Annotated in this window: 17 protein-coding genes and 1 riboswitch; of the genes, 4 read left to right on the top strand and 13 right to left on the bottom strand. The window is 70.8% G+C overall.

From position 1 onward, the window contains the following. Positions 1 to 20: 20 nt before the first annotated feature. Positions 21 to 539 (bottom strand): bifunctional adenosylcobinamide kinase/adenosylcobinamide-phosphate guanylyltransferase, encoded by a 519-nt coding sequence (locus tag QSJ34_RS10055; protein ID WP_285574618.1) that lies wholly within the window; start codon positions 537 to 539, stop codon positions 21 to 23. A gap of 34 nt (positions 540 to 573) precedes the next feature. On the opposite strand from QSJ34_RS10055, the gene bluB reads away from it, so the two are divergent. From bluB to QSJ34_RS10040, 3 genes are read left to right on the top strand one after another with little or no spacing between them, the layout of a single operon-like run. Next, positions 574 to 1,206, top strand: a complete 633-nt coding sequence (gene bluB / locus QSJ34_RS10050) for a 5,6-dimethylbenzimidazole synthase (RefSeq protein ID WP_285574614.1) — start codon at positions 574 to 576, stop codon at positions 1,204 to 1,206. Next, on the top strand, positions 1,203 to 2,705 hold the full coding sequence (locus QSJ34_RS10045; RefSeq protein WP_285574609.1) for a cobyric acid synthase: 1,503 nt from the start codon (positions 1,203 to 1,205) through the stop codon (positions 2,703 to 2,705). Before bluB ends, QSJ34_RS10045 begins: the two co-directional genes overlap by 4 nt. A 14-nt stretch (positions 2,706 to 2,719) precedes the next feature. Then, complete coding sequence (locus QSJ34_RS10040) at positions 2,720 to 4,072, top strand: cobyrinic acid a,c-diamide synthase CobB (protein ID WP_285574604.1); 1,353 nt, start codon at positions 2,720 to 2,722, stop codon at positions 4,070 to 4,072. On the opposite strand, the gene QSJ34_RS10035 is transcribed toward QSJ34_RS10040, so the two are convergent. From QSJ34_RS10035 to QSJ34_RS09980, 12 genes are all read right to left on the bottom strand, one after another. Further along, on the bottom strand, positions 4,069 to 5,136 hold the full coding sequence (locus QSJ34_RS10035; protein WP_285574601.1) for an aminotransferase class I/II-fold pyridoxal phosphate-dependent enzyme: 1,068 nt from the start codon (positions 5,134 to 5,136) through the stop codon (positions 4,069 to 4,071). The genes QSJ34_RS10040 and QSJ34_RS10035 overlap by 4 nt on opposite strands. Next, positions 5,129 to 6,070, bottom strand: a complete 942-nt coding sequence (cbiB, locus tag QSJ34_RS10030; protein ID WP_285574597.1) for an adenosylcobinamide-phosphate synthase CbiB — start codon at positions 6,068 to 6,070, stop codon at positions 5,129 to 5,131. Before cbiB ends, QSJ34_RS10035 begins: the two co-directional genes overlap by 8 nt. 27 nt (positions 6,071 to 6,097) lie before the next feature. Continuing rightward, positions 6,098 to 6,697 (bottom strand): cob(I)yrinic acid a,c-diamide adenosyltransferase, encoded by a 600-nt coding sequence (gene cobO / locus QSJ34_RS10025; RefSeq protein ID WP_285574594.1) that lies wholly within the window; start codon positions 6,695 to 6,697, stop codon positions 6,098 to 6,100. 28 nt (positions 6,698 to 6,725) lie between these two features. Beyond that, a complete protein-coding gene (locus QSJ34_RS10020) occupies positions 6,726 to 7,577 on the bottom strand; it encodes an ABC transporter substrate-binding protein (RefSeq protein WP_285574589.1) in 852 nt (283 codons plus the stop codon). Beyond that, complete coding sequence (locus QSJ34_RS10015; RefSeq protein WP_285574587.1) at positions 7,555 to 9,504, bottom strand: TonB-dependent receptor plug domain-containing protein; 1,950 nt, start codon at positions 9,502 to 9,504, stop codon at positions 7,555 to 7,557. Before QSJ34_RS10015 ends, QSJ34_RS10020 begins: the two co-directional genes overlap by 23 nt. Before the next feature lie 67 nt (positions 9,505 to 9,571). Then, positions 9,572 to 9,772: riboswitch (cobalamin riboswitch) on the bottom strand. Continuing rightward, positions 9,753 to 10,382, bottom strand: a complete 630-nt coding sequence (locus QSJ34_RS10010) for a histidine phosphatase family protein (RefSeq protein WP_285574585.1) — start codon at positions 10,380 to 10,382, stop codon at positions 9,753 to 9,755. Its footprint overlaps the riboswitch before it by 20 nt. Continuing rightward, positions 10,379 to 11,110, bottom strand: coding sequence for an adenosylcobinamide-GDP ribazoletransferase (gene cobS, locus QSJ34_RS10005; protein WP_285574582.1), 732 nt, complete (start codon positions 11,108 to 11,110; stop codon positions 10,379 to 10,381). The genes QSJ34_RS10010 and cobS overlap by 4 nt, the downstream gene beginning before the upstream one ends. After that, positions 11,107 to 12,174, bottom strand: a complete 1,068-nt coding sequence (gene cobT / locus QSJ34_RS10000; RefSeq protein ID WP_285574579.1) for a nicotinate-nucleotide--dimethylbenzimidazole phosphoribosyltransferase — start codon at positions 12,172 to 12,174, stop codon at positions 11,107 to 11,109. The genes cobS and cobT overlap by 4 nt, the downstream gene beginning before the upstream one ends. Positions 12,175 to 12,257: 83 nt before the next feature. Next, positions 12,258 to 13,508 (bottom strand): RNA polymerase sigma factor, encoded by a 1,251-nt coding sequence (locus QSJ34_RS09995; RefSeq protein WP_285574576.1) that lies wholly within the window; start codon positions 13,506 to 13,508, stop codon positions 12,258 to 12,260. 19 nt (positions 13,509 to 13,527) lie between these two features. Further along, positions 13,528 to 14,088, bottom strand: a complete 561-nt coding sequence (locus tag QSJ34_RS09990; protein WP_285574569.1) for a dihydrofolate reductase family protein — start codon at positions 14,086 to 14,088, stop codon at positions 13,528 to 13,530. 54 nt (positions 14,089 to 14,142) lie between these two features. Next, the gene (locus QSJ34_RS09985; RefSeq protein ID WP_285574567.1) at positions 14,143 to 14,583 is read right to left on the bottom strand and encodes a YciI family protein; all 441 of its coding nucleotides are present in this window, start codon (positions 14,581 to 14,583) and stop codon (positions 14,143 to 14,145) included. Between the two features lie 92 nt (positions 14,584 to 14,675). Then, on the bottom strand, positions 14,676 to 15,329 hold the full coding sequence (locus QSJ34_RS09980; RefSeq protein WP_285574565.1) for a cysteine hydrolase family protein: 654 nt from the start codon (positions 15,327 to 15,329) through the stop codon (positions 14,676 to 14,678). Between the two features lie 104 nt (positions 15,330 to 15,433). On the opposite strand from QSJ34_RS09980, the gene QSJ34_RS09975 reads away from it, so the two are divergent. Next, a complete protein-coding gene (locus QSJ34_RS09975; RefSeq protein WP_285574562.1) occupies positions 15,434 to 16,405 on the top strand; it encodes a GlxA family transcriptional regulator in 972 nt (323 codons plus the stop codon). The last annotated feature ends 6 nt before the right edge of the window (positions 16,406 to 16,411 follow it).

Below are 16,411 nucleotides of genomic sequence, written 5' to 3'. Positions count from 1 at the left end.
CAGACACCGACTTCAAACGCCTATTTCAGGCGCAAGGGACAGCCCGCCACCAGCAGCCAGACCTCGGCGGCGGCGGCGGCGCTGCGCTGTCCCATCCAGCCCGCCAGATCGCGCCAGCGGCGGAGCTCGGCGGATTCGGGCACGGGGCTCCAACCCACTTCGTTGCCCACGAGGAGGGCGGGATAGGGCGCCTCGCGCAGGGCGTCGAGCAGTTCCTGCCATTCGCGCAGCAGAGCCTCGTCAGAACGATCCAGGCGGGCGGACAGCCAGAGGGTCTGACAGTCCAGAAGCAGGCCCGAGGGTGGCGGCTGGAGGCCCCGCAGGGCGCCGGCCACGTCTTCGGGAGCCTCCAGCGTCCGCCAGTCCGCGGGCCGCTCTTCCTTGTGCCGCCGCACCCGCTCGGTCATCTCCGCGTCGCGCGGATCGGCCAGGTAGGTGGCGGCAAACACGACGCCCGGGCCCCAGGCCGAGGCGCGCTCGACGGCGTAGCGGCTCTTCCCGCTGCGGACCGGTCCGGTGACATAGATGATCTCAGCCATGTTCCATTTAACCCTTCTCCGCGAGAATGGTGGAATGCACGCCTTTTCCGAAGCCTTCCGCGCCGAGCTGGATGCCCTTCTCAGGGCCCGCCGGGACGTGCGGCGCTTCCGGCGGGACCCCGTGCCCGAACCCCTGCTGCTGCACCTGCTGGAGCAGGCCAATCTGGCGCCCAGCGTGGGCCTGAGCCAGCCCTGGCGCTTCATCCGCGTGCAGAGCCCGAAGCTTCGCGCGGCCGTGGCCACGGCCTTCGAGGCGGCCAATGCGGCGGCGGCCTCGGGCTACGAGGGCGCCCGCGCCGAGACCTACAAGCGGCTCAAGCTGGAGGGCCTCGGCCAGGCCCCCGAGCACCTGCTCATCTGCTGTGAGACGGCGCCCGCCCAGGGTCACGGCCTGGGCCGCCAGACCCAGCCCCAGACCCTGCGCGACAGCGTCGTCTGCGCCATCCAGATCCTGTGGCTGGCGGCCCGCGCCGAGGGCCTCGGCATCGGCTGGGTGAGCATCCTCGATCCCCAGGGCCTGCGCGAAGCCTTCGACCTGCCGCCCACCTGGGAGTGGGTGGCCTACCTCTGCGTCGGATGGCCCGAGGCCTTCCTCGACATCCCCGAGCTGGAGGCCGAGGGCTGGGAACAGCGCCGCCCCCTGGCCGATGTGCTGGAGCGCCGTTGAACCCTGCCCACGATGCACAACTGGCTCGTGCGATCGCCGTGCTCGGCAGCGCCTCGGACGTGGGCAAGAGCCTCGTCGCCGCGGGCCTTTGCCGCCTCTTCAGCGACGCGGGCCTCGACGTGGCGCCCTTCAAGGCCCAGAACATGGCCAACCAGGCCGGCGTCACTCCCGAGGGGCTGGAGATGCCGCGCGCCCAGATCCTGCAGGCCCAGGCCTGCCGCCTCGCGCCCCACGTGGACATGGGGCCCGTGCTCCTCAAGCCCCTCAACCAGACCGGCGCCCAGGTGATCGTGCTCGGCCGGGCCGCGGGCATCCAGGAGGCGAAGGATTATTTCCGCGACACCTCGCAGCTGGCGGGCCTCGCGGACGCGGCCCTGCTGCGCCTGGCGGCGCGCCACGAACTCATCGTGATGGAAGGCGCCGGATCTCCCGTCGAACTCAACCTCATGGACCGCGACTTCGTGAACCTGCGCCCGGCGCGCCGCCTCGCGGGGGCCCTCGTGCTGGTGCTGGACATCCACAAGGGCGGCGTCTTCGCCCAGGCCAAGGGCACGCTGGACCTGCTGCCGCCCGAGGATCGATCCCGCGTCATCGGCCTGGTGGTGAACCGCTTCAAGGGCGACGCCTCGCTCTTCGAAGCGGGCATCACGCAGTTGGAAGCCATCACCGGCGTGCCCGTGCTGGCCGTCGTGCCCCACCTGGACCATGCCCTGGACGAGGAGGACCGTCCCTTCCGCATCCCCGTGGATGCCGCGGCACCCGCAGGCACGCTGAAGGTGGGCGCCCTGCTCTCGCCCCGCGTGAGCAACACCGAGGACCTGGCGCCCCTGCTGGCGGAGCCCGATCTCTACCTCACCTGGATCACGGATCCCAGGCGCGCGCTGGAGCAGGACCTGCTCATCCTGCCCGGATCCAAGGCCACGGTGGCCGACCTCGCGCACCACGCCTCCACGGGACTCGCCGAAGCCGTGCGCCAGGCTCACGCACGCGGCGCCTGGATACTGGGCCTCTGCGGCGGCTACCAGATGCTGGGGCAATCGCTGCTGGATGAAGCCGGCACCGAGGGCGGGCCTGCCTCGTGGCCCGGCCTCGGCCTGCTGCCCACCCGCACCGTGTTCCGCACCGAAAAGGCGACGCGGCCTTCGGATTTCGAAAGCCTCTGGCCCGAGGCGGGGCACGCGCTCTCGGGCTATGAAATTCATCATGGCCAGACAGAATTGGTGAATGCAGGCGGCTCGCCGCTGTTGATGGACATTGGCGCCGAGGCGGGCTGGCACGGCGAGCGCGCGCTCGGATCCTACCTGCACGGCCTCCTCGGCAATGATGCCTGGCGCGCCGCCCTGCTCAACCAGATCCGCAGCTCCCGCGGACTGCCCACCCGCGCCGTGTCCGTCGCCGATCCCCTGGAGAACCGCATCCAGCGCTGGGCCGAACACCTGCGTCGCAGCCTGCGGCCCGGGGCCTGGGAACGCCTGCTGGCGGCCGCGAGGCCCGCATGATGACGAGTCAACCCATGCCCGGTCTCGTACTGGCGGCGCCCAATTCCGGTTCGGGCAAGACCACGCTCACGGCGGGCCTGCTGACGGCCTTCCGGCGGCGGGGCCACGTGGTGGCGCCCTTCAAGGCGGGCCCTGACTACCTCGATCCCCTGCTGCACGGCGCGGCGGCGGGGCGCCCGAGCTGGAACCTGGATGGCTGGTTCATGGACGACGCGGGCCTGCGCGACGCCTGGGTGCGGGGCGGCGCGGGGGCCAACCTGGGCCTGGTGGAGGGCGTGATGGGCCTCTTCGACGGCGCCGATCCCGTCAGCTTCCAGGGCTCCACCGCCGACCTGGCGCGGCGCCTGGGCCTTCCCGTGGTGCTCGTGGTGGACGCCCAGAACGTCGCAGGCAGCGTGGCGGCCACAGTGCTCGGACATGCCACGTTGTGGCCCGACCTCCAATTGAAGGGCGTGCTCTTCAACCGCGTCGGCAGCGAGGGCCACTACCGCCTGCTGGCCGAAGCCGTGCACGCCCACACGGACGTGCGTCCTCTCGGCTTCGTGCCGCCGGACGCGCGCTGGCACCTGCCTGAGCGCCACCTGGGCCTCCACCGCCCCCACGATCTGCCGGATCTGGAGGATCGACTCGGTGCCCTGGCGGATCAGCTGGAAGCCACGGTGGATCTGGTCGCGATGGCTAAGCTCGCCACGCGCCCTGCTCCCGGAAGTCCCGCGCCAATCACGTCTCAAACCGGCGGCGACCTGCCCGTGGCCCTCGCTCAGGACGAAGCCTTCAGCTTCGTCTATGCCGACACACTGGACCGCCTGTCCGCCCTGGGCGTGCGCTGGGTGCCCTTCTCGCCCCTGCGCGATCCGCTGCCCGAAGGCGTGGCCGGCGTGTACCTGCCCGGCGGCTATCCCGAACTGCACGCCGAGGCCCTCAGCCTCAACCGAGCCTTCCTGGACGCCCTGCGCGAGCGCATTCACACGGGACTGCCCTGCTACGCCGAGTGCGGCGGCTACATGATCCTGGCGGACAGCCTGGAAGATGCGGAAGGCCGCGCCCACCCCATGGCGGGCCTCATCCCCGGGCGCGTGCGCATGACGTCGCGCCTGCAGCAATTCGGCTACAAGCAGCTGCGCCTCGAGCGGGACTGCCTGCTGGGCCCCGCCGGCAGCGAAGGGCGGGGCCACGAATTCCACCACTCCACCTGGGAGGGCAGCCTCGAATCGCCCGCCTATGAAGCCACGCCCCTCCGCGGCGAAGGGCGCCTCGAAGGCCACGCCGCCGGCAACTGCATGGCCTCGTACGTCCACCTGCACTTCGCCGCGAATCCTGCATGGGCCGAGCACTGGATGGCGCGCATGCGGGTCTGGCGCGGCTAGGGGCAGGTCGAAAGGAGTGCGTTCAGCCGCGGCAGCAGGCGTGCGTGGGCCGCCTCATCCTTCACGGCGAGACGGATATGATGGTCATCGAGACCGGGCCAGGCCTCGCAGGTGCGGATGAGGATGCCCTCGCGCCGCAGCGCCGACGCCAGCCGCGTGCCCCAGGGACCCGCGAGGCGCAGCAGGAAGAAAGGCGCGGCGCTGGGATGGACGAACACGCCGGGCAGGCCCTCCAACTGTTTCTTCCAGATGGGCTGGGTCTCGCGGAAAGCGGCGAGGCTGCGGGCTTCGAAGGCTTCATCTTGAAGGGCCGCCTCCGCCGCCAGCAGGGCGAGCTGTCCCACGGGCCAGCCCTCCTGCAGCGCCCGCATGCGGGCCGCCGTGGCGGGATCGGCGAAGGCATGGCCCACCCGCAGGCCCGGCATGGCGTAGAACTTCGTGAGGCTGCGCAGGACCACCGTGCGCGGGCGCGCCAGCCGACCCGGCAGCTGGGTGGCCCAGGGCGCGTAGTCCATGAAGGCTTCATCGAGCACGAGGGCGAGATGGGGATGGGCCTCCAGCCAATCGCGCAGTGCCGCGGCGTCCAACAGCTGTCCCGTGGGGTTGTGGGGATTGGTGAGGATGAGCACGTCCGCGTCGTTCAACTGGGCCGACAGGCGCACCAGATCCAGGGGCAGGCCGACACTCAACGGCAGGAGGTCGGCCCCCGCCGCCGCCACAGCCCGGGCCTGTTCGGAGAAGGCCGGAAGGGGCAGCGCCACCCGCCGCGGCGCCAGCGCGCGCAGGGCGAGATGCAGAAGGGCCGCCCCGCCTGCGCCCAGGACCAGGTGCTCCTCGCGGGCGCCATGGCGGGCGCAGAGCCGCGCCTTCAGGCCTGCGGGATCCGCGTCGGGATAGGCCAGGAGCGCTTCGGGCAGGGCCTGGCGAAGTACGCCGATCACGCCCGGCGGTGGACCCAGCGGGTTCAGGTTGGCGCTGAAATCCAGGATCGCCTCCGGTGCGACTCCCAGCTCGCGCGCGACTTCGTACACCCGGCCGCCATGGGTGGCTTGGCTCTCAGCCATGGAGCAGCCTCCCCAGCAGGGCCATCGAAAGGAGGGCCGCGAGGTTCACCCGCAGGCCCAGGGCCAGTCCCTCCCGCAGACGCGCCTCCTCCAGCGGTTTTTCGACGCGGCCGAAAGTCGGGCCCTGATGAGGCACGCCATCGTAGTGGTTGAGGCCACCAAGTTGCACGTTCAGCGCCGCGGCCAGTGCGGCCTCGCCCCAGCCCGCGTTGGGACTGGCGTGGCGCCGCGCCTCGCGCCAGGCGGCACGCAGCGGTTCCACGCGAAGGAAGACGAGCGCGATGAAGAGCGCCGTGAACCGCGCCGGCACCAGGTTCAGCAGGTCATCCAGGCGCGCCGAAGCCCAGCCGAAGTCCGTCCATGGCGCCTCGCGGTGGCCTACCATGCTGTCGAGGGTGCTGGCGGCCTTGAAGGCCCAGAGTCCCGGCAGCCCGCCCATGGCAAACCAGAAGAGCGGCGCCACCACGCCATCGCAAAGGCTTTCGCCCAGGGTCTCGAGGCCCGCGCGGACCACGCCACCTTCATCGAGATCCTGGGTATCGCGGCCCACCACGCGGCCCACGGCCTGGCGTGCGCACCCTAGGTCACCCGCCTCCAGGGCCTCCGCCACCCGCGCCACGGCCACCCGCAGGCTGCGGCCCGACAGCATCCAGGCGCCGAGCACTATGTCCACGACCCAGCCCCAGGGGCCCGCGGCACGATGCGCCAGCCACGCGGTTCCGCCCGACAGCAGGCAGAGCCCCAGGGCCAGCAGCAGGCCCAGGCCGCGAACAGCGGCCCGAGAGCTCATGACGCGCAGCACGACGCGCGAGGTGACGGTACGCCGCGCGCGGTCCAGACGCTGGATGATCCAGCCGAGGACGCGCACGGGATGGGGCCAGCCTTCGGGATCGCCCACCAGCTCGTCCAGCAGGCCCGCCGCCAGGAGAACCATCAGGATTCGCGCCTCAAAACTCGAGCCTCAAAACTCGAGTCCAGGCTGGGCCTGCACGCCGGCCGCGAAGGGGTGCTTGACCATGCGCATCTCGGTGACGAGGTCCGCGGCGTCGATGAGGACCTGGGGCGCGCCGCGACCGGTGAGCACCACGTGGAGGTGGTCGGGCCGCGCCGCCAGGGCCTCCAGCAGCTCCTCCACGGGGAAGTAGCGGTGCTGCAGCACGACGTTGAATTCATCGAGCATCAGGAAGCGCAGGTCCGGATCGGCGAGATGGGCCTTCACGATCTCCCAGCCTTCGCGAACGCGCGCCACGTCGCCCTCGCGGTCCTGCGTGTCCCAGGTGAAGCCGTCGCCGCAGCGGTCCCAACTCAACAGGCCTGGGAAGGCTTGCACCAGCGCGGTTTCCGCCGTGGGCTGGCTGCCCTTGATGAACTGCACGACGGCGCACTTGAAGCCGTGGCCCAGGCTGCGCACCAGCATGCCGAGGGCCGCCGTGCTCTTGCCCTTGCCGTTTCCCGTGTGGACGAGGAGGAGGCCGCGTTTTTCCGTGGCGCGGGCCATGCGAGCCTGCATGGCGGCCTGGAGCTTCTGCATGCGGATCTGATGAAGCGGAGCGTCGGTCATCGGAAACCTCTCGGATGGGTTCTGGTGATTAGCGGAAACGCTCGGGGTGCAGCGCGCGGGCGAGCTGCTCGTAGGCTTCCACGCGGCGGTGGGTGACGCAGCTCATGAGGTTGCGGGGCAGCAAGGCGCAGCGGGACTGGCGCAGCGCGGGCAGGGACCTGTAGGGGATGCGCTCCCGGTAGGGCGCCAGGCCTTCCTCGCAGCTGCGCCCCGAAACGACGAGCACCTCGGGATTCCAGGTCAGCACGCGTTCGGCGGGCGTGGGCATGTGGCCGACGAGGCCCGCCTCCGCCGCCACGTTGAGGGCCCCGGTGTGATCGCAGATGTCCTGGAAGGTCGTTCCGCGCCCCGCCGTGTAGCCGTAGATCGAGGGGCAGAGCACCCGCACGGGCTTCACGCCCTGCAGGCGCCGGGCCAGCGCCGTGGCCCGCGTCTGGCAGGCCTGGATGAGGGCCTCGGCCCGCTCGGGATGGCCGAGCTCCCGGCCCAGCAGGCGCAGGTTCGCGTAGCTCTCTTCGAGGGATTCGAAATGCTCGAAGCAGATCATCCGAATGCCCGCGCGCCGAAGCTGGGCGACGAGTTCGGCCTGCGAGTAGGAGGCCACCAGCACGAGGTCCGGATGGTGGCGCAGGATGGCCTCGGCGTCCTGGCCGAGCAGCTGGGGATGGCGCTCGGCCTCCTTCGCCGTGAGGCTGAAATCCCCGTTCCGGCTGAGGTGCGAGAGGGCCGCGATCTGATCCGGATCCGCCAGGGCCAGCAGCAGTTCGTCGCTGCCCACGGTCTGGGAGACGACGCGCCGCGGCGGCCCGCCGAAACAGGCCACCGCAACGAACAGGACCAGCAGGAGGGCCCGCATCTCAGAAGCGGTAGGCCGCTTCAAGGCTGACCGTGCGGGGCTGGGCGGGGTAGCCGGCGATGAGGGCGGCATCGTTGCGGCCGTCCATCAGGCCGGCCTTCCACTCGGCGACGGACCAGGCCCGCTGCAGTAGGTGCGCGCCGCGCAGCGTGATCTCCCAGGCGGGCCTGGGCTTGTAGGCCAGGGCCGCGTCGAGCTGGTTGAAGTGGGTGCGCGAGGCGCGGATGCCGTTCCCGAAGTTCTCGTACGACGCACCCGACCAGCCCCAGCCGAGGTCGCCGCGCCAGGCTCCGAGGGTGCGTGAGCCCTTCAGGCCGAGGCTCTGGAAGGGACGGCGGATGACGCCGCTGGTCTGGAGCTGCACCGCCTGGGGCGCGCGGGTGTCGCGGGCCTCCTGGTTGCGGTAGAAACCTTCCAGCAGGAAACCCTCCTGCCTGTAGCCCAGGGTCGCCTCGGTCCCCTGGATCCTCATGGCGCCTGCGTTTGCGTAGAGGTAGGAATCCAGGTCGAAGATCACGAGGTTGTCGTGCTGGGTGCGGCTGGCCTCCAGCTTGGCGTACCAGGGGCCGCCCTCCCAGGCCGCGCCCACCTGGGCGAAGCGGCTCTTTTCGCGGTCGAGGGCCTCGCCGCCGTTCTGCTGGTTGTACATCACGGCCGACAGGAAGGGCAGGCCGAAGGCCGTGCCCACGCTCGCATAGCTTCGGAAACCACCCCCCATCTGCCAGGTGGCGCCGAGGCGGCCCGTGAGGGTCGAGGCCTTCATCTCGTCGGGCTGCGGGCCCGCATCGACGAGGAAGGTCTGGCGGTCCCACTGCTGGCGCAGGCCCGCCGAGAGGCGCAGCGAAGGCACGGGCTCGAACCAGCCCTCCTGGCTGAGGCCCACATGGCGCCCCACGCCGTGATCCGTGCCGCTGGGGTAGCCCGGCGCGTAGCCGTGTTCTTCGTAGGCCGTCAGGGTGGTGGTGGCGCCCGTGTTCTCGCCGTGCCAGGCGAGGCTCGCGTTGGCCTGGTTGCGGCGGCTGTCATAGGGCGAGTAGGGCGTGTAGGGCGCCATGTAGTTGGGCTCCTGGCGGGCCTGGGTGGCCTGGCCCAGGCTCAGGTCCAGCAGCCACTGGTGGCCGAGGTCCACGCGCACATTGCCGATGACCTGCTCCTGTCGCGTGCGCGTTTCGCGATCTTCGGCGAAGACGCGGGGGAAGGTGCTCTTCGCCCAGGGGATGGGCACGCCCACGTAGGTGTTGCGGTAGGTCAGGGTGTAGGCCGCGGCGCCGCCATCCTGCAGGCCCAGGGCCAGGTGCACGCCCGCATTCCGGTAAGGGTTGGTGGCTTCCAGAGCCTGTTCTTCCGATTCCGCCGCGACCCCGGCGCGGAACCAGAGGCCCTGGTTGCCGCCGTAGCCGATCTCGGCCTGGCCGCCGCGCAGACTGCGCGTGCCCAGGGCGCCCTGCAGGCGGCCGCTAAGGCCCACGGCGGGTGCGGCGGTGTAGAGCGCCACGACGCCGCCCGCGGCCTCGGCGCCGAAGCGCGTGGAGCAGGGCCCCTGCTCCACCTCGATGCGCTCGATGCCCACGAGGCCGATGGAGGCGGGATTCACCGAGCCCAGGCCCGAGGCGTCCGTGAGGCGGAGGCCGTCCAGCAGCACCACCACGTCCTGGTTGCGGGCGCCGCCGAGGTTGAAGGAGGTGGCCGTACCGAGACCGCCGTTGCTCACGAGCTGGCCCGGGTACAGGGTCTGGAGCAGGTCGCGGAGGTTGGTCGTGCCCGAGCGGTCGATCTGCTCGCGCGTGATCACCTTCACGGGATTGGGCGTCTTCGCCAGTTCGACCGGCTGGCCTTCGGCGGTGACGGTGACGGTGGCCGAAGGTTCCGTGCGGCGTTCGGCATCGCCTTCCGGCGCGGCCGCGCCCAGGGTGCCGACGGCAAGCAGAAGGGTGAGTGAGGTCAGACGCATCATGTCTCCACGCATGAAGGTCGGGGAGACGGACGGATCCTAGGGATCCGAACCGCCCGCTCCCGCGACGGGGGTCTAGGTCCTGGACCGGTCTCCGGACTTGCGCGCGACAGGATCTTGGCGATCCCCCCAGCCTTCCCAAGAAATCTCAGTGGCTGGGCTTGCGGTCTCATCCCGGGGGATGGCGCTTACCGTTGCGGGGCAGTGCCGGAATCTCACCGGCTTCCCGAACATCACAGGACGCGATGTCAGAACCCCGATCTAAACACGGGGCTTTCCGGATCACAAGGCATTCCTGGCAGCACGTGGTTATGCCAGCACAGCCCTGCGCGCCCTTCCTCATCCACCTCCAGGCAGGTGAGGCCGAAGGGTTGCCAGACCACCTCCAACGCCCGTTCGCGAGGCTCGCCGAGCAGGTGCGTGAGGATCGCGCGCAGGGGCCCCGCGTGGGCGAGCACGAGCGTGGTGCGCGCGGGATCCCAGGCGCCCTCGAAGGCGCGCAGGGCACGACGCGTCACCGCGTCGAAGGATTCGCCATTCGGCGCGGGTGACTCAAAGGGTGCCTCGAAGAATGCGGTTGTGGCGGTGGGTTCCGCGGCGCAGAGTTCATCCCAGGGACGGCCTTCCCAAGTGCCGAATGCCTGCTCCGACAGATCCTCCAATACCGTGAGGGGAAATCCCAGGTCCTCGGCATGGCGGCGGCTGCGCTGAAGCGGCGAGCACAGCACACGCTCCGGATTCAGGGCCTGGAGGTGGCGCTTCACCTCGGGCCAGCGCGCCTCGCCCTCGGGACTCACGGGCAGGTCCAGCCTGCCCAGCGGCGCGCCGCCCTGGCTCGCGGTCGTGGGGCCGTGGCGCAGCAGCATGAGCCGCGTCAACGCGCGACCCACACCAGCAGGGCCGCGGCTTCCGCCAGCATGGCCGTGGCGCCCAGCGCGTCGCCGCAGTGGCCACCGAGACGCACCTTCAGGCGCCAGGCCCAGAGCAGGCTCGCCGCCGTCGCCGCGAGGATCGCGAGGGGAATGCGCGGAAGACTCAGCGCGTAGCCTCCCCCCGCGAGAACCAGCATGAGCGCCGTGCCGCCAAGCCAGGGGCCGAAGCTCCCGCGACGGTGAACTTCCTTCGCCAGCCCTTCGGCGATGGGCGAAAGCAACGTCAGCACGTGGAGGATGCTCCAACGTCCGAGGGCCATGGCCAGGGCGAACACGGGCACGGCGCGATTCCCGAGCGCCACCAGCAGGCTCCAGCGCAGCAGCAGCGCGCACACGAGGGCCATGCTGCCGTAGGCGCCGATGCGGCTGTCCTTCATGATCGTGAGCACCTTCTCCTTCGTGAATCCGCCGCCCAGGCCGTCCACCGCGTCCGTCAGCCCGTCCTCATGGAAGCCGCCCGTGAGCAGCAGGCCCGCCGCCACCGCCAAGGCCGCCGCGACGGTGGGGGGCCAGAGTCGGCAGCCCAGCACGTGGATCCAGCCCGTGAAGGCGCCCACGCCGGCGCCCACCAGGGGAAACCAGACCACGGCACCCTGGATCTCGTGGACTTCCGTGGGTCGTCCTGGCAGGGGCAGGCGCGTGAGGAAGCGGAGGGCCGCGAGCAGGGTTCTCACGAGGCGTCGGCGTTCGAGGCTTCGGGCTCCAGGGCCGTGGACACGCCGGCGCCCGAAAAGGTGGCCATCTCGCGCATCACCGCGCAGGCCGCCCGCAGGATGGGCACGGCCAGCGCCGCGCCGCTGCCTTCGCCCAGGCGCAGTCCCAGATCAAGCACGGGCTCCGCGCCCAACCGTTCCATCAGGCGGCTCGCACCGGGCTCGGCGCTGCGGTGGGACCACACGAGGAAATCCTCGAGTTTCGGATCGAGGCGCAGCGCGACGAGGGCCGCCGCTCCCGCGATGTAGCCGTCCACCACCACGGCCCAGCCGCGCGACGCGGCGCCCAGCATGGCGCCCGCCATGGCGCCGAACTCGGCGCCGCCGATGGCCGCCAGCACGCCGAGGGGATCCTTGGCGTCGGGTGCGTGATGGGCCAGCACCTGGGCCACCACGCGCACCTTCTGCGCGAGAGCTTCGCCCTGGACGCCCGTGCCCGGGCCCACGGCCGCTTCGGGGCTGAGCCCCCCGAGCGCGCAACAGAGCAGGGCCGCCACGGCGGAATTACCGATGCCCATTTCCCCGACGGCGAGCAGGGCGAAGGCGTGCTCGGGCAGGGAGGCCACCTCGTCCAGGCCCGCCTGCAGGCAGGCTTCGGCCTCCGCGCGGATCATGGCCGGGCCCTGCAGGGGATCGGCGGTGCCGCGCACGACGTTGCGTTGGATGACGCCCGGGAAGTCGCAGGGCGCGGCCACGCCCACGTCCACCACGCGGTGCGTGATGCGGTTGAGCCGGCAGAGCACCGAACTCGCCGCGCCGCCCGCCGCGAGGTTCGCCACCATCTGCGGCGTGACTTCGGCCGGATAGGCGGAGACGCCGTGCCGCGTGATGCCGTGGTCGCCCGCGAAGGTCAGCAGGAAGGCCGGTGGATCCTGGGGGCGGCAGGTCCCCGCGATGAGCGCCAGGCGCAGGCCCAACCGCTCCAGACCGCCCAGGGCGCCCAGGGGCTTGGTGAGGTCGTCCAGGTGGGCCTGGAAGGCGGTCCGCTGGGTCAGGTCGATGGAAGGCAGGGTCGGCAGTCGCATTCGAGCAGCCTAGGGCAGGCCCCGCCCCCTGTCATGCCCGAAGTCCCGAAGCGGGTCGCCGCCCTTGTTCCCCCAGACAGCGATCAGGAATCTTCCTGCAAAGAAGACAACCGCCCCTGCAGGAAACGGCGCACGGCTGGATCCCGCTGCAGGCCGATGGCCACCTCGTAGGCGTGGCGTGCCTCGGCGCGCTCCCCCGCCCGGGCCAGCAGGTCTGCGCGAACGGCCCAGTAGGGCTGGTACTCCACCAGCCGCGCATCGGCGGCCACCTCGGACAGGGCTTCGAGGGCCCGCGTCGGTCCCTCCAGCTCGGCCAGGGCCATGGCGCGGTTGATCGCCACCACGGGGGATCCCGTGATCGCGAAGAGCGCATCGTAGAGCCGCAGGACCTCCGCCCAGGGAGCTCCGCCCCTGAGCCGGCGGTGCACGTGGGCCGACTGCAGCGCGGCTTCGAGCTGGTACCGGCCCGGCGCGCCCATGGCGCCGGCGCGCTGAAGCACGGCCTCGGCCTCGGCGATCATGGGCGCGTCCCACAGGGCCGTGTCCTGATCGGCGAAGGGCACGTAGTCGCCCTGTCCGTCGCGCCGCGCGCGGCGACGGGCCTCCAGGTGCAGCAGGAGGGCGAGCAGACCGAGGGCCTCGGGCTCCTTCGGCAACAGGTCCACCGCCACACGCGCGAGGAACAGCGCCTCCTCCGTGAGCCCCCGCCGCTGCGCATCCGTTCCTGCGGGATCGGACCAGCCTTCCGTGAAGGCCGCGTAGATGGCCTCCAGCACCGCATCGAGGCGGGCGGGCAATTCCGTGCGCTCGGGAATGCGGAAGGGGATGGCCGCCCGGCGGATCTTCTCCTTGGCCCGGACGAGCCGCTTGCCCATGGCCGAAGGCGACATGAGGAAACCTGAAGCGATCTGCTTCGCGTCCAGCCCCACCACGGTCTGCAGCATGAGCGGCGCCCGGACGGAAGCCTCGATGGCGGGGTGGGCGCAGGCGAACATCAGCGCGAGGCGGCGGTCCGGAAGGTCGGCCTCCGCGGTCTCCGTGGCCGCGTCCTCGACCAGGATCCGCCACTGCTCGGCGGCCAGCTCGTCCCGGCGGCGACCGCGATACTGATCGATCATCTTCCGGCGCGCCACGGTCAGAAGCCAGCCTTCGGGACGGGCGGGACAACCCTGGTCTGTCCAGGCGGCCAGCGCGGCGGCGAAGGCCTCGGACAGCGCGTCTTCGGCCAGGGCGATGTCCCGCGTGCCCGCCGCCAGGCAGGCGATGAGCTTGCCGTAGCTTTGCCGCGCCGCGGTTTCGAGGGCGCGATGGGCCTCGTCTTCGCGCTGCGTCATGCGCGCCGCCTCGCCGCCGTCACCGCAGCGGCTCGAAGCTGAGCAGCACGTTGCCGTTGCCGAAGGCGCGCAGGTCCGTCCGCTTCAGCCGAAGCGGCGCCTGGAGCCCTCCGAACATCGGCGTGCCGCCGCCGAGGGCGAGGGCGTTGACCACCAGCTGGAAGCTGTCGATGAGGCCCGCCTCCGCCAGCGGCGCGATGAGGCTGCCGCTCCCGAAGATCATCAGGTCGGGCCCCGGGGTCTGCTTCATCCTCAGGACTTCCGCGACGGGATCCGTCTTCACCAGCCGCGTGCGGTTCCAGGTGGCCCGTTCAAGCGTGCGCGAGAAAACCACCTTCGGATTCCCGTTCATCGCTTCGGCCACCACGGGCATCCGCTCCAGGGCCATGGGCGTCGGCCAGAAGGAGGCCATCAGTTCGTAGGTCCGCCGGCCGAACAGGAACTCCGCTTCGCCCTGGGCGTTGCCCGCCACGAAGGCGTTCCATTCCTCATCCTGCTGGTGGGCCCAGCTCATGTCGCCCTTCGCGTCGGCGATGTAGCCGTCCAGCGACACATGGTTGAACACCCTGAGCTTGCGCATGTCTGCTCCTTGATCGTAAGCACCGGAAGGAAACGGATCGAATCGGTGCAGGCCTCAGGTGTCCGAGCCTTGGATCTGCTGGATCAGGGTGGCAAGATCCACGTTCATCACCGGGCGCACTTCCACCACCCCGTGGCGCACCGTCGGACAGCGGGCGGCCCAGGCGATGGCCGCATCCAGGTCCGGCGCCTCGATGAGGTGAAAGCCGCCCAGCTGCTCCTTGGAATCGGCGTAGGGCCCGTCGAGCACCTGGAGGTCGCCCTCCACGGTGCGCAGGGTCGTCGCCGACGCGGTGGGGTGGAGGCCCAGGCTGTGCTTGAGCACACCGGCTTCCGCCATGGCCTCCAGATAGGCCTTGTAGGCGCCCAGCCACGTCACCTGCTCGACCTTGGTCAGGGCGGTCCAGCCTTCTTCCCTCACATAGTCCAGAAGCATGTACTGCACCGGAACCTCCTTGTCGAACCGCGGGGGCCCCATGCCACCCTTCACCCTCATGACGCTCCACGGTGCCCCGTTTGGACAGGTCGGAACAGTTTTTTTTGGGCTGCCCTTCAAGGCTCAGGCCGGGCACTTTCGGGACGATCCGGTCAGGCGGGAACCCCCTGGCGGCGCCGCGCGCGCTGGTTGGAATCGAAGATCGTCTCGACGGCCGGCGCCGGCGTGTTGTGGCTGACGGCCTCGATCCAGGCCTCCGTGCTCATCACCGAGGCGAAGCGGGACTGGAGCACGACGGAGTAGACGCGGTGGATCTCTTCGGCGCTGGCGAAGCCCGCGCGATTCTCGTAGGGCACGGCCCCGGAGGCGTCCTGGAGGAACTCGGCCTTCAGGCCCGCGCTCTCCGCCTGCTTGAGGGTGGAATCGTCGCAGTTCTGGGTCATGTAGCCCACCACCGTGATCGTGTCGACGCCCCGGGCCTTCAGCCACGCAGCCAGGTCCGTGCCCGCGAAGGCGCTGGGGAACGCCTTCTCGACGTAGTGATCCCGCGGCCTGGAGCTCACGACCTCATGCAGCTCCCAGGCCGGGGTGCCCTTGACGAAGACCGGCGCCGAGGGCGGCGCGGTGTGCTGGACGACGACGATGGGAATGGCCGCGGCGCGGGCGGCATCCATGGCCCTTCCGATGTTGGCCAACGACTCCTGGATGGGCGGGTATTCGATCAGAAGGCCGCCGGTGACGTACTCCTCCTGAACGTCGATGACCACGAGGGCGCGCCTGAGGGAAGGATTGATGGAAGGGTTCATGGGAGGCTCCTGAAAAGGTCCGGGACGACCGGACGGCGTCAGAGTGGGTTCAGCGCCCCCTTCCCGAAAGTGGCCCGAAGGACAATCTTCGATAGAATTGGGCCATGGCTCCAGAAACGCCCATTCCCCCCTGCAACCTCGCCGTGATCGCCTTTGATCGCATCAGTCCCTTCCACCTCTCGGTGCCCTGCGCCGTCTTCGAAGCCCGGCCCGATCTCGGCGTGCCGCCCTACAACCTCCGGGTCTGCGGCGCGGAGCCGGGGCCGCTACGCACCTCGGCGGGCTTTGAGATCCGCACGCGGCATGGCCTGGGGGCCCTTTCCTGGGCCGATACCATCATCGTGCCCAGCTGGCGGGATCCCCTGGAGCGCCCGCCCGAGACCCTGCTGCGGGCCCTGCAGCGGGCCCACGCCCGTGGCGCGCGCATCGTGGGGCTCTGCCTGGGCGCCTTCGTGCTGGCCGAGGCGGGCCTGCTCGACGGCCGCCCCGCCACCACCCACTGGCATTGGGCGGATCTGTTCTCCCGCCGTTTTCCCCAGGTCCGCCTCGACGCCGACGTGCTCTACGTGGATGACGGCGAGGTGCTGACTTCGGCGGGCGCGGCCGCGGGCATCGACTGCTGCCTGCACCTGCTGCGGAGCCGCTGCGGCGCCGAGGTGGCCAACGCCGTGGCCCGCCGCATGGTGGTCCAGCCTCACCGCCAAGGGGGCCAGGCCCAGTTCATCGAGCAGCCGGTGCCGCCCTCGCCTGAGCTCAATCCCTTCACCGAAACCCTGGCATGGGCGCGCGCCCACCTGGACCGGCCGCACTCCCTCGACAGCCTGGCCGAGCGCGCGCGCATGAGCCGACGCTCCTTCACACGCCGCTTCCAGAAGGAGACCGGAACCACCGTCTGGAGCTGGCTCATGCAGCAGCGTCTCGCCTTCGCCCAGCGCCTGCTGGAGACGACGGATCACCCCATCGACCACGTGGCGACGCTGGCCGGTTTCGGATCCGCCGTCTCCCTGCGCCTGCGCTTCCGCGAAGCCCTCGGCACCGCTCCCATCGCCTACCGGCGCAGCTTCCGGGGGAGATGAGGGGCG

Source organism: Geothrix limicola (genome assembly GCF_030268085.1).
Lineage (GTDB): Bacteria > Acidobacteriota > Holophagae > Holophagales > Holophagaceae > Geothrix > Geothrix limicola.
The sequence above is the reverse complement of the archived record's forward strand: the minus strand, read 5'-3'. Positions and strand labels throughout refer to the sequence as shown.

What these genes read in the sequence shown, in the direction of transcription:
- QSJ34_RS09995 (WP_285574576.1), bottom strand. Translation starts at nt 13,508, where the DNA reads ATGACGCAGCGCGAAGACGAGGCCCATCGCGCCCTCGAAACCGCGGCG.
- cbiB (WP_285574597.1), bottom strand. Translation starts at nt 6,070, where the DNA reads ATGGTTCTCCTGGCGGCGGGCCTGCTGGACGAGCTGGTGGGCGATCCC.
- QSJ34_RS09985 (WP_285574567.1), bottom strand. Translation starts at nt 14,583, where the DNA reads ATGAGGGTGAAGGGTGGCATGGGGCCCCCGCGGTTCGACAAGGAGGTT.
- cobO (WP_285574594.1), bottom strand. Translation starts at nt 6,697, where the DNA reads ATGACCGACGCTCCGCTTCATCAGATCCGCATGCAGAAGCTCCAGGCC.
- QSJ34_RS09975 (WP_285574562.1), top strand. Translation starts at nt 15,434, where the DNA reads ATGGCTCCAGAAACGCCCATTCCCCCCTGCAACCTCGCCGTGATCGCC.
- QSJ34_RS09980 (WP_285574565.1), bottom strand. Translation starts at nt 15,329, where the DNA reads ATGAACCCTTCCATCAATCCTTCCCTCAGGCGCGCCCTCGTGGTCATC.
- QSJ34_RS10040 (WP_285574604.1), top strand. Translation starts at nt 2,720, where the DNA reads ATGCCCGGTCTCGTACTGGCGGCGCCCAATTCCGGTTCGGGCAAGACC.
- cobT (WP_285574579.1), bottom strand. Translation starts at nt 12,174, where the DNA reads ATGCGACTGCCGACCCTGCCTTCCATCGACCTGACCCAGCGGACCGCC.
- bluB (WP_285574614.1), top strand. Translation starts at nt 574, where the DNA reads ATGCACGCCTTTTCCGAAGCCTTCCGCGCCGAGCTGGATGCCCTTCTC.
- QSJ34_RS10055 (WP_285574618.1), bottom strand. Translation starts at nt 539, where the DNA reads ATGGCTGAGATCATCTATGTCACCGGACCGGTCCGCAGCGGGAAGAGC.
- QSJ34_RS10035 (WP_285574601.1), bottom strand. Translation starts at nt 5,136, where the DNA reads ATGGCTGAGAGCCAAGCCACCCATGGCGGCCGGGTGTACGAAGTCGCG.
- QSJ34_RS10015 (WP_285574587.1), bottom strand. Translation starts at nt 9,504, where the DNA reads ATGCGTCTGACCTCACTCACCCTTCTGCTTGCCGTCGGCACCCTGGGC.
- QSJ34_RS09990 (WP_285574569.1), bottom strand. Translation starts at nt 14,088, where the DNA reads ATGCGCAAGCTCAGGGTGTTCAACCATGTGTCGCTGGACGGCTACATC.